Below are 12,619 nucleotides of genomic sequence, written 5' to 3'. Positions count from 1 at the left end.
TGGTACAGCGCCTCTTAAACCGAGACGCTGATCTTTTTTTGCAAGGGTCAAGGCGTCTGTCCTGCCACCTTTGTTTGCCTGCCGGAGACTGCCCATGAAGTCCGACGATCACCACACGATGTCGCGCCGTAATCTGTTAAAAGGCGCTCTGGGGATAGGGGTTTTAGCTGGGCTCGGTGTGCCTGGTCTGGCGCTGGCGGCTTCTAACGACAACACAACACCGGTCGAACGCGATCAGCAGTGGCTGAAGGCGACGCAGAAATATGCGCCTGAGCGCAAGCGCTGGCTGGCCGAGGTCGACAAGGGTGATACCAACGGTCCGTTCCGTCCGGACTGGGCGGCGCTGCAGGCCTATCAGACACCGACATGGTATGCCGACGCCAAGTTCGGCATCTTCGTGCACTGGGGGCTCTATTCCATCCCGGCCTTTGGCGGCGAATGGTATTCGCGCAATATGTACATCAAGGACAGTGCGGCCTACGAGCACCATATCAAGACCTATGGTCCGCATACCCAGTTCGGCTACAAGGATTTCATCCCGCAATTCAAGGCGGAGGCCTTTGACGCCAGCGTCTGGGCCAAGCTGTTTCGCGACGCCGGCGCGCGCTATGTCGTGCCGGTCGCAGAGCATCATGACGGCTTCTCGATGTATGACAGCCATCTGTCCGATTATACCGCTGTCAAGATGGGGCCAAAGCGCGACCTTTTAGCGGAAATGTCCAAGGCTATAAAAGCGCAAGGTCTGCATTTCGCCCTGTCATCGCACCGCGCCGAACATGACTGGTTCTTCGATGAAGGCCGCAAGTTCCCGTCGGATGTCTCCGATCCCGCCCATGCCGGCCTCTATGGCCCAGCGCAGAGCCGCATCATCGGCGCTGGCGGCGATGTCGATCTCTTCGGTGACTACACCTATGTCTCGCAAGACTGGCTCGATGACTGGCTGGCGCGTCAGGCCGAGCTGGTCGAACGCTACGATCCCGAGCTGGTTTATTTCGACTGGTGGATCGGCCAGCCCTCCTTCCGCAACACCCTGCCGAAATTCCTCGCCTGGTATTACAACAAGGCGGCCCGTGAAGGCGGCTCGGCCATCGTCAACTACAAGCTTGGCGAATTCGCCGACGGCGCGGGCGTGCTTGATATCGAACGCGGTCAGGCGCCGGGCATCCGCAAGGATGTGTGGCAGACCTGTACCTCGATCAGCGACAAGTCGTGGGGTTATATCGAAAACGACACCTACAAGTCAGCCGAACAGCTTATTCACCTGATGGCCGATGTCGTCTCGAAGAACGGCAATCTGTTGCTCAATGTCGGGCCGCACGCCGATGGCCGCATCCCGGATGGCGCCAAAGATACGCTCCTGAAAATGGGCGCCTGGCTGAAGGTCAATGGCGAGGCCATCTATGGTTCGCGGCCGTGGGTCACCTTTGGCGAAGGCCCGACCGAAACGGCATCGGGCACTTTCGCGGAGAGCAAGAGCCGGCCTTATACCGCGCAGGATTTCCGCTTCACGGTGAAGGACGACGTGCTCTACGCCATCGAGATGACGCGCCCGGCTGGCGAAGTGACCATCACCTCGATCCGCAGCGATTACCCGGTGAAAAGCGTGCACCTCCTGGGTACGGACGCAAGCGTGGCTTTCCGCCAGACGGCAGAGGGTCTGACCTTGACCTTCCCGGCCAACGCGCCGGAACAGCTCGCCTATGTCTACCGGATCGAGACCCGTTAAGCGCAGCTTTGTGCCAACCTTCTAAAAACTGACATCAAAAGAGGAAGCCTCCATGCTGAAAACCGCCAAATTCGGTCTTATTTCGCTGTCGGTTTTGTGGATGGCGACAGGTGCGCTGGCCGCACCGCCGCAAGTGCAGGTGATCGACAACGGCTGGCACTTCCGCATGGCACCGGGTGATGAGGCCTTAAAGGCGCATCCGGACATGGCCGACTGGCTCAAGGCGACTGTACCCGGCACCACCCAAAGCGATCTGCTGGCGCTGAAAAAGCTGCCGGACCCCTATGTTTCGGATAACGAGGGCAAGGTGCAGTGGGTTGGTTTGTCGGACTGGCAGTACCAGACCGAGATCACCGTCACGGAAGCAACGCTGCAGCGCGATCACCTTGACCTGATTTTCGAGGGGCTGGATACCTTTGCGCAGGTCTCGGTCAATGGCCAGAAGGTGCTGGCATCGGACAACATGTTCCGCACCTGGCGCGTGCCGGTCAAGGGCGTGCTGAAGACCGGTGCCAACATCATTACGGTCGATCTGGCTTCGCCGCTGAAGACAATGAAGCCGCTGGTCGCCGACATGCCCTATGTCATGCCGGGCGCCTACGATTCCGTCTGGGGCGATGAACCGCTTGGCCGCAATTCCTCGACCTATGTGCGCAAGGCCGGTTATCACTATGGCTGGGACTGGGGTCCGCGCATTGTCGCGCTCGGGATCTGGAAGCCGGTGAAGCTGGAAGCCTGGGATGACGCGCGCCTGGCCGATTTCCACGTCGCGCAAGTTCATCTCGATGATCAGGTGGCGGCGTTAGAGGCGTCGTTTGATATCCAGTCCGACACGGTCCAGACCGTTACGGTGAGCGCCGATATCACCGCGCCGGATGGCACGGTCCAGACTGTCAAACAAGAGGTGGCCCTGTTCGCCGGCCTCAATCCGATCAGCGTGCCGGTGCAGGTGAAAAGCCCGCAGCGCTGGTGGCCGGTCGGTTACGGCAAGGCCAATCTCTACACGGTCAAGGCGACTGTCACGCAAGGCGCGGACGTCATCGGACAGTCGACACGCAAGATTGGTTTGCGTACCACGGAGATCCGGCGCGAAAAAGATCAGTGGGGCAAGAGCTTCGAGATCGTGATCAATGGCGTGCCGGTCTTCGCCAAGGGCGCTAACCTGATCCCGTTCGACATGATCCCGACGCGCGTCACCGCGTCCGAGCAGGACCGGATGCTGCAATCGGCGGTCGACGCCAATATGAACATCCTGCGTGTCTGGGGCGGCGGTACCTATCAGGATGACCACGTCTATGACAAGGCCGATGAACTGGGCCTGATGATCTGGCAGGACTTTATGTTTGGCGGCGCCATCATACCCTATGACCGTGATTTCCGCGAAAGCACACGGGTTGAAGCGGTCGAACAGGTCAAGCGCCTGCGCAATCACCCTTCGATCGTTATCTGGGCGGGGAATAACGAGGTCCAAACCGATTGGGAGAACTGGGGCGGCGGCACGGCCGATCTGAAAAAGAGCGTCTCGCCGGAAGAGCGAGATCGAACTCGTCACCGGCATGGTTCGCATGTTCGATCAGGTCTTGCGCGGTGCGGTCGATCAGAATGCACCCGGCACACCTTACTGGGCGTCGTCGCCTTCCACCGACTATGACGGCGCCGCCGATCAGGACAATGACGGCGATCGTCACTACTGGAGCGTCTGGGGCGGCAAGCCGGTCGAGGAATATCTCAAGGTTACGCCGCGTTTCATGAGCGAATACGGCCTGCAATCCTTCCCGGTCATGGCCACGATCAAGGCGTTTGCCTCGGACAAGGACATGCAACCGGAAGCGCCGGTCATGCGCGCGCACCAGAAGTACGACAAGGGCAATGGCAACAAGCGCCTGATGCTCTATATCCGCAACAATTACGGTGAGCCGAAGACCTTTGGCGATTTCGTTTATCTTAGCCAGTTGATGCAGGCTGATGGTATCGAGCTGGCAGCGTCGCACCATCGCGCCAGCCGCCCGCAGACCATGGGCTCAATGTACTGGCAGTTAAACGATGTCTGGCCGGGTGCGTCCTGGGCCAGCGTTGACTATTACGGTCGCTGGAAGGCGCTGCAATTCCGCGCCCGGCGTTTTTATGCGCCGCTCACCGTCAGCCTGCTGCGCAAGGACGGCGTGACCGAGGCCCATATCCTCTCCGATCTGACGACCGAAAAGGCCCTGACCTGGCGCCTGCGCACGCTCGATTTCTCCGGCAAGGTGCTAAACGAAAAGACGGGTTCGACCACGGTGGCCGCGCTGTCGAGCCCGCAGGTTGGCAGCTATAGCGATGCCGAGCTTCTCGCAGGCGCCGGCGCCAAAACAACGCAAATCCTGTTTGAGCTTCTGGATGGCGATAAGGTCGTGGCGAAAGCGTTTGGCTACACAGCCGCGACCAAGGCGCTCGACTGGGTTGATCCGAAACTGACTACCACGATCAAACCCGCCGCGGGCGGTTTCGATATCACGGTGACGTCGAAGGCGGCGGCGCGCGGCGTCTGGCTGGATATCGGCGATCTCAAGGCCGACCTGTCGGATAACAGCTTCGATATGACCGGTGGGGAGATGGTGACGGTTCATGTCACAACGGGCGTCTCTCTGGCCGCATTGAAAAAGACACTGAAAGTCCGTTCCTATTACGGCTCGGCTGGTCCGGTGGCGAACTGATGCGTGCGCTTTCCATCTCCCTCCTGCTGACGGCTGCGTATATCCCCGCCGCTGTCGCGGCGAAACCGGCGGCGAAGCCCAGCTTGCCGCCGGTGGTCGCTCAGATGACGCTGGACGAAAAGGTCAGTCAGCTCCAGGCAGCCGCACCGGCCATCCCGCGCCTTGGCGTGACCGGCTATAACTGGTGGAATGAGGGCCTGCACGGTGTCGCTCGTGCGGGTGAGGCGACTGTCTTCCCGCAGGCGATTGGTCTGGCTGCGACCTGGGACGTCGATCTGATGCACAGTGTCGGCGATGTGGTGGCCACCGAAGCGCGCGCCAAGTTCAACACGGTGGGGGCTGACAAGGACCATGGCCGTTATCTTGGCCTGACGATCTGGTCGCCCAATATCAATATCTTCCGCGACCCGCGCTGGGGCCGTGGTCAGGAAACCTATGGCGAAGACCCGCACCTGACCGGCGCGCTCGGCACCGCCTTCGTGCAGGGCCTGCAAGGGCCCGATCCGCTGCATCCGAAAACCATCGCCTCGGTCAAGCATTTCGCTGTCCATTCGGGACCGGAGGCTGGCCGCCACGGTTTCGACGTCGATGCCTCGCCCTACGATCGCGAGGCCACCTATCTGCCAGCCTTCCGTCAGGTGGTGACCGAAGGCAAGGCGCAGTCGGTGATGTGCGCCTACAATTCGCTGCATGGCGTTCCGGCCTGCGCTTCGGATGACCTGCTCAATATCCGCCTGCGCAAGGACTGGAAGTTCAACGGCTATGTCGTGACCGATTGCGATGCGGTCGAGGATATGTACGCCTTTCACTTCTACCGCGAAACACCGGAAGAGAACGCGGCCGAAGCCCTCAAGGCCGGCACCGATCTCAACTGCGGCACCTATTACAAGCACCTGAAAACCGCCGTCGAAAAGAAGCTGGTAACGCAAGGCCAGCTTGATACCGCCGTGACGCGTTTGTGGGATGCGCGCACCAAGCTCGGTCTTGATGGCATTCTGAGTCCCTACAGCACGATCGGCGCCGATCAGATTCACACGCAAGCCGCCGCCGATCTGACGCTGAAAGCGGCGCGTGAATTCGATCGTGCTGCTGAAAAACGACGGTGTCCTGCCACTCAAATCCTCCGCCAAGATCGCCGTGGTCGGTCCCAATGCCGATACGCTGGAAATTCTTCAGGCCAATTATCACGGCACCGCCATCGATCCGGTAACGCCGCTGAAAGGCCTGCGCGCGGCGCTGGGCGCCGATAAGGTTAATTATGCGCAAGGTGCCAATATCGCCGAGGGCGTGGCGATACCTATTCCGGAAACCGCGCTCTCCACGGGTAAGGACGCGGGCCTTATTGGCGAATATTTCGACAATCCGGACTTTATCGGCCAGCCGGTGCTGACGCGCATCGACAAGACGATCAATCTCGACCTCTACAATGTCGTGCCGGTCAAAGGCTTTGAAAACAAGCCTTACGGTGTGCGCTGGAGCGGTTACCTGACCCCGCCGGCCGCCGGTGATTACCAGCTTAAACTCTACACCGAGCGCTGCTGGGAATGCGACAACCAGCACGATGTGCTCATGCTCTACATCGACGACAAGCCGGTGATCAGCGATACGGGCGATGGCAAGTCTTTGAGCGCGGATGTGCGTTTTGAGGACACCAAACCCCGCAAGATCCGGCTGGAGTTTAAACATACCGGTCAGGACTGGGGCGTGCGTCTGCAATGGCAAGCCCCGGCAGACACGCAGATCGCCGAAGCCGTCAAGGCGGCGCAAACCGCCGATGCCGTGGTGGCCTTTGTCGGCCTGTCCCCCGATATTGAGGGCGAAGAACTGTCGATCCTGGTGCCCGGTTTTGATCGCGGCGACCGCACAGATCTGGCCCTGCCGGCGCGTCAGGAAGCCTTGTTGAAAGCCTTGAAAGCCACCGGCAAGCCGTTGATCGTCGTCAATTTGTCCGGCGGCGCGGTGGCGCTCAACTGGGCGAAGGCCCATGCTGATGCGCTTCTGCAAGGCTGGTATCCCGGCGAATCCGGCGGCACCGCCATCGCGGAAACCCTGCTGGGCCAAAACAATCCATCCGGCCGATTGCCAGTGACCTTCTACAAGTCGGTGCAGGACCTGCCGCCCTTTATCGACTACCGCATGGAGGGGCGCACCTATCGTTATTTCAAGGGCGAGGCCCTCTATGGCTTCGGTTACGGCCTGAGCTACACCACCTTTGGCTACAGCGATATTCGCCTGTCGGGCGCGTCGGTGGCGGCAGGGCAGGGCGTGACGGTCACCGCCACGGTCACCAATACCGGCAAGGTGGAAGGCGATGAGGTGGCGCAGGTTTATCTGATGCCGCCGGCCGATGCGCAGGGCCTGAAGCACAGTCTGGTCGGTTTCAAACGCGTCCACCTGAAGCCAGGCGAAAGCCGTCAGGTGACCTTCGACCTGACGCCGCGTGACCTAAGCACGGTCGATCGCCGCGGCAATCGCGCGCAGACGGCTGGCACCTATGGCCTGTTTGTCGGCGGTGGCCAGCCAACGCCAACCGACGCCCAACTGACACTGACCCTTACCGGTCATCAATCCTTACCCAAGTAGAAAGTCAATCATGACGACCCGCAGAGATTTCCTGACCGCCCTAAGCGCAACAGTGAGTGCCGCAGCAGCTATTGGCGGCCTGATCCCGGCCGGTGCGGCGCTGGCGGCCAATGCCCGTTTCGGCATTGTCGGTGATGATTTCGTGCTCGACGGCAAGCCGATCCATCTGATGGCCGGCGAGATGCACTATCCGCGCATTCCGCGCGCGCTATGGCGCGATCGTCTGAAGAAGATGAAGGCCCTGGGCCTCAACACCCTGTGCACCTATGTCTTCTGGAATGCGCATGAGCGCCGCAAGGGTGAATACGACTTCTCCGGTAATCTCGATCTGGCGGCGTGGGTCAAGATGGCGCAGGAAGAGGGCCTGTGGGTGTTGTTGCGCCCCGGTCCCTATAGCTGCGGGGAATGGGATAGTGGTGGCTATCCCGGCTGGTTCCTCAACGATCCGGATATCAAGCCGCGTTCGCTCGATCCGCGCTACATGCAGCCGTCCGGCGAATGGATGAAACGGATCGGTCAGGAGGTCGCCCACCTCGAAATCGACAAGGGCGGGCCGATTCTGATGACCCAGGTCGAGAACGAATACGGCTCCTATGGCAACGATCTCGTCTATATGCGGGCGGTCAAGGATCAGGTGCGTGCCGCCGGTTTCGACGGCATGCTCTATACGGTCGACGGCGCGGCCGTGCTGCAGAACGGCGCCCTGCCGGAACTGTTCAATGGCATCAATTTCGGCACGCATGACAAGGCGAAGAACGAGTTTGCCGCCTATGACAAGTTCAAGACCGGCGGTCCGCGCATGTGTACCGAACTGTGGGGCGGCTGGTTCGATCACTATGGTGAGATGCACTCTTCCATGCCGATCCCGCCGCTGATCGAGAGCCTGCAATGGATGCTCGACAACAAGATCTCCATCAGCTTCTACATGCTGCATGGCGGCACGTCGTTCGGCTTCGACGCCGGCGCCAATTTTGACAAGAACACAAAAACCTATCAGCCGGATATTTCGAGCTATGACTATGACGCCATGCTCGATGAGGCTGGCCGTCCGACGCCGAAATATGAGGCCGCCAAGGTCCTGTTCCAGAAGTATCTGCCGGCCGAGCGTTTCACGGCCATGCCTGAACCGGAAAAGGCCATCAACATCAAGCGTTTCCGCCTGAATGAGGCCGCTCCCTTAAGCCAGCTTCTTGGTAAACCGGTGAGCGCGGCACAGCCCCGGACGCTGGAGCAACTCGATCAGCCGCATGGCATTATGATTTATCGACACAAGGCTATGACCGCGCTTAAGGGGGCTCTCAGTTTTGGTGAGGTGCGCGATTATGCCATGGTGTCGGTCGGCGGTGTGCCGGCGGGCACGCTCGACCGTCGCTATCACGAGACCAGCCTCGATATCACCGCCAGAAAGGGCGAGGTGGTCGAGGTGCTGGTCGATACCATGGGCCGTATCAACTATGGCGACCAGATCGGCAAGGACCAAAAGGGCCTGATCGGTGAGGTCAAGCTGGGCGACGCCACCCTGAACGGCTGGGCGCATTACAGCCTGCCGCTTGATGATGTGAGCGCGCTTACATTCGCCAGGCGCCATGTCGATGGACCCGCCTTCTATCGTGGCCATTTTGAGGTCACGGAGGTCGGTTACAGCTTCCTCGACCTGCGGGGCTGGGGCAAGGGCTATGTCTGGGTCAATGGTCATAATCTCGGCCGTTACTGGTCAGTCGGGCCGCAGCACGCCGTCTTCGTGCCGGCGCCCTATCTTAAGGCGGGTTTGAACGAGGTCATCGTGCTTGATCTGCACGAAGGGGCTGAGCGTTCGCTGGCCGGGGGCAAGAACCAGATCTGGGATCGTCCCGGTCTGGTGGAACTGTAGGAGTAAGCCATGCAGCGCAGGCAACTGATCTTGGGCGGTGCGGCGATCGTCGCTCTGGCGGCGTCACAGGCCCTGGCCGATATACCGGCCATGTCGCCGATCGTCGCGGATGGCGTGCGGCCGCCGGTGGGGGTACGCAAGTTCAAGAGCGCAGCCGTCGAGGCGGTCATTAAAAAGACGACCAAGGCGCTGAAAGACCCGGAACTGGCGCGCCTGTTCACCAACTGCTACCCCAATACGCTCGATACAACGGTCGAGACCGGCGTGATGGACGGCAAGCCCGACAGCTTCGTCATCACCGGCGATATCAAGGCTTTGTGGCTGCGCAATTCCTCAGCGCAGGTCTCGCCCTATTTACCGCTGGCGGTGAACGACAAAGCCTTACGCACCCTGTTTCACGGCCTGATCCAGCGTCAGGCGCGCTGCATCCTGATCGATCCTTACGCCAACGCCTATATGCATGATCCCAAGGCCATGACCGATCTGTCGTGGTCGCAGACCGACCAGACCGATATGAAACCGGGCGTGGCCGAACGCAAATGGGAGATCGACAGCCTGTGTTATCCGATCGGTCTGGCTCATGGCTATCTGGTAGCTACCAAGGACGTATCGCCCTTCGACGACACCTGGCGCGCTGCCATGCGGACCGTCGTCCAGACCTTCCGTGATCAGCAGCGTAAAGAGGGTGATGGTCCCTACAAGTTCAATCGCACCGCTTCGGAGCCGACCGAAACCCTGGCGCATGGTTATGGCTGGCCGACCCGCGTCACCGGCATGATCCATTCCGGTTTCCGGCCGTCGGACGACGCCTGCACCTATCCGTACTTTATCCCCGGCAATGCGTTCGCCGTGGTCTCCTTGCGCCAGCTCGCCGATATCTCCGAGATGACCGGCCTGGGCACGGACTTCAAAGCCGGCTGTTTGGCGCTGGCCGCCGAGGTCGAGACCGCGATGCACGCCTATGGCAAGATGAAGGATGCGGACGGCAACGACATCTGGGCCTATGAGGTCGATGGCTATGGCAATGCGCTTTTTATGGACGATGCCAATGTGCCGAGCCTGTTGAGCCTGCCCTATCTTGGTTTCTGCACCAAGGATGATCCGCTCTATGTGCGCACCCGCGCGGCGGTTTTGAGCGCACGCAATCCCTATTACTATGCCGGCAAGGTGCTCAAGGGCGTCGGCAGCCCGCATTCGGGCCTGAACACCGTCTGGCCGATCGCACTGATGATGCAGGCCCTGACCAGCACGGACGATGCCGAGATCAAGGCCTGTCTGGCCGAGCTGAAAGCCGCCGCCGCATCGCGTGGGTTCATGAATGAATCGGTTGGCAAGGATGACGCGGCGATCTTCACGCGCTCGTGGTTCGCCTGGGCCAACAGCCTCTTTGGTGAACTGATTTTGACCTTGCTGGCTGAAAAGCCGGCCCTGCTGACTTAAGGACATGGCCATGATCTCCCGTCGTCAGGTCTTAGCCGGCAGTGCTGCGATCAGCGTTCTGCCGCATACCGGTTTCGCGGCTTCAAGCTCCCTGTGCGACCATGTCGATCCGTTTATCGGCACCGGCGGGCACGGACATCTCTATCCCGGCGCCACCGTGCCGTTTGGCATGGTGCAGCTTTCGCCCGATACCAGCAATCAGGGCTGGGATTCCTGCTCTGGCTATCACCAGAACGACGGCTCAATCATGGGCTTTTCGCACACCCACTTAAGCGGCACCGGCTGTCCTGATATGCTCGATGTTCTGCTGGTGCCGGCCACGGGCGAGGTCAAACTGACGCCGGGTCCGATCAGTGATCCCGACGCCGGCTACCGCTCGCGCTATGACCGCACGACGGAAACGGCGACGCCTGGCTATTACAGCGTCGAACTGACCGACAGTCGCGTGAAGGCCGAACTGACGGCCACGACGCGCGTTGGCCTGCATCGCTACACGTTTCCGCAAGGCGAGGGCGGGCACGTCCTGCTCGATCTGGCGCACGGTGCGATCAAGTGGTGGGGTGAACGCGATCTCATTCTCGACAATCTGTCGCTGAAGCTCATCGGTAACGACACGATCGTTGGCGGCCGTCAGGTGTTCCAGTGGGCCAAGGGGCGCTGGATCTTTTTCGCGCTCAAACTGTCGCGGCCGTTTGCACGCGCCGACCTCTATAGCGATGACCAGCCAGCCACTGGCAAGGAGCTGACGGGCAAAAACCTTAAGGCTGCCCTGCATTTCCCAGATGCCGGAAGCGCGCCGTTGCTCATCAAGGTAGGTATCTCCTCGGTGGATATCGACGGCGCGCTGAAGAACCTCGATACGGAATTGCCTGACTTCGATTTCGAGCGTGTCCGCACCTCGGCGCGCGCCGCCTGGGAGCAGGAACTGTCGAGGGTGCGCGTCGACATGGCGAGCGAGACCGACACAAAAATCTTCTACACCGCGCACTATCATACGCTTCTGGCGCCTTCGATCTTCCAGGATGTCGACGGTCGTTATCGCGGTATGGATAACGCGGTCCACACGCTTAAAGCCGGCGAAGCCAGCTATTCGACCTACAGCCTGTGGGATACCTATCGCGCCGTCCACCCCTTCTTCACGATCACGCAAAAAGAGCGCTTGCCGGGCATGATCGGCGCGCTGGTACGCATGGGTGAGCAAAGCCCGGACGGTGTGCCGATCTGGCCCCTGCAGGGGCGCGAAACCGACACCATGATCGGTTATCACTGCGCCTCGGTGCTGGCCGAGGCCGCGGCCAAGGGCGTCAGGGGCGTCGATTACAAGGCCGGTTACGCCGTGCTGGCCAAGCGCGCCTTTGTCGATGACGTGCATGGCCTTGGGCTCTATCGCCGTATGGGCTATATCCCGGCCGATACGGTCGATGAGGCGGTGTCGCGCACACTCGAATACGCCTATTCGGACTGGTGCACCTCGAAACTGGCGGCCTATGTCGGCGACGGCAAGGCGGCGACAACGCTGAAAGTGCGTTCGCAGAATTACCGCAATGTCTTTGACACCACGTCTGGCTTTGTGCGCGGCAAGCAGATGGACGGCCAGTGGGTCACCCCCTACAACCCCCATTCGCTGGGGCACGACCAGACGAAGTGGCGCGACTATACCGAGACCAATGGCTGGCAGGCCACCTTCCTGAACCAGCACGATATTTATAACTATGCCAATCTCTTCGGCGGCCTGAAAGCCTACGAGGCCAAGATCGACGCCCTGTTCAGCGAAAAGTCTGACGCCAATGAGAAGAGCCTCGACGATATCACTGGCCTGGTCGGGCAATATGCCCACGGCAACGAGCCGAGCCACCACGTCGCCTATCTCTATGCCTACACCGGCGCACCGTGGAAGACGCAAAGCCGCGTCCGCGAACTGATGCGTGACATGTACCGCGCTGCACCCGACGGTATGGAAGGCAATGAGGACTGCGGCCAGATGAGCGCCTGGTATCTGATGAGCGCGCTTGGCGTCTACGCCGTCGATCCGGTCAGCACGAACTATATTTTCGGCTCGCCTTTGGTGAAACACGCAGAGATCGCCATAGGTGGCGGCCGTAAGCTGATCATTGAGGCGCCGGTCAATAGCCCCGACAATATCTATGTGCAAGGGGTGCGCTGGAACGGCAAACCCTATACAAAAAGCTGGATAGCCCACGCTGATCTGATGCGCGGCGGCCGGCTCACCTTCGACATGGGGCCACAGCCCAATCCGGCCTTTGGCGCCAAGATCACCGATCGTCCGCCTTCCTTTATCTGAGAGAC

General features: G+C 60.5%; 6 protein-coding genes and 1 pseudogene. All 7 read left to right on the top strand.

Annotated elements, in window-relative coordinates; genetic code table 11:
* Window positions 1-94 precede the first annotated feature (94 nt).
* Window positions 95-1,726: an alpha-L-fucosidase gene (locus ABQ278_RS20815; RefSeq protein WP_349322933.1), complete on the top strand. Its 1,632-nt coding sequence runs from the start codon at window positions 95-97 to the stop codon at window positions 1,724-1,726.
* Window positions 1,727-1,778: 52 nt separating this feature from the next.
* Window positions 1,779-3,377, top strand: coding sequence for a glycosyl hydrolase 2 galactose-binding domain-containing protein (locus tag ABQ278_RS20810; protein WP_349322932.1), 1,599 nt, complete (start codon window positions 1,779-1,781; stop codon window positions 3,375-3,377).
* Window positions 3,292-4,419 carry a glycoside hydrolase family 2 protein gene (locus ABQ278_RS20805; protein ID WP_349322931.1) on the top strand — a complete coding sequence of 376 codons (1,128 nt, stop codon included), beginning with the start codon at window positions 3,292-3,294 and terminating at the stop codon, window positions 4,417-4,419. The genes ABQ278_RS20810 and ABQ278_RS20805 overlap by 86 nt, the downstream gene beginning before the upstream one ends.
* Window positions 4,419-7,002, top strand: a pseudogene (locus tag ABQ278_RS20800) (glycoside hydrolase family 3 C-terminal domain-containing protein). Before ABQ278_RS20805 ends, ABQ278_RS20800 begins: the two are co-directional and overlap by 1 nt.
* Window positions 7,003-7,012: 10 nt before the next feature.
* Window positions 7,013-8,872 (top strand): beta-galactosidase, encoded by a 1,860-nt coding sequence (locus ABQ278_RS20795; RefSeq protein WP_349322930.1) that lies wholly within the window; start codon window positions 7,013-7,015, stop codon window positions 8,870-8,872.
* Window positions 8,873-8,962: 90 nt separating this feature from the next.
* Window positions 8,963-10,312, top strand: coding sequence for a glycoside hydrolase family 125 protein (locus tag ABQ278_RS20790; protein ID WP_349323061.1), 1,350 nt, complete (start codon window positions 8,963-8,965; stop codon window positions 10,310-10,312).
* Between the two features lie 10 nt (window positions 10,313-10,322).
* Window positions 10,323-12,614 (top strand): GH92 family glycosyl hydrolase, encoded by a 2,292-nt coding sequence (locus ABQ278_RS20785; protein ID WP_349322929.1) that lies wholly within the window; start codon window positions 10,323-10,325, stop codon window positions 12,612-12,614.
* Window positions 12,615-12,619: the final 5 nt, after the last annotated feature.

Source organism: Asticcacaulis sp. MM231 (assembly GCF_964186625.1).
Lineage (GTDB): Bacteria > Pseudomonadota > Alphaproteobacteria > Caulobacterales > Caulobacteraceae > Asticcacaulis.
This window is presented reverse-complemented; position numbering and strand designations above follow the sequence as displayed.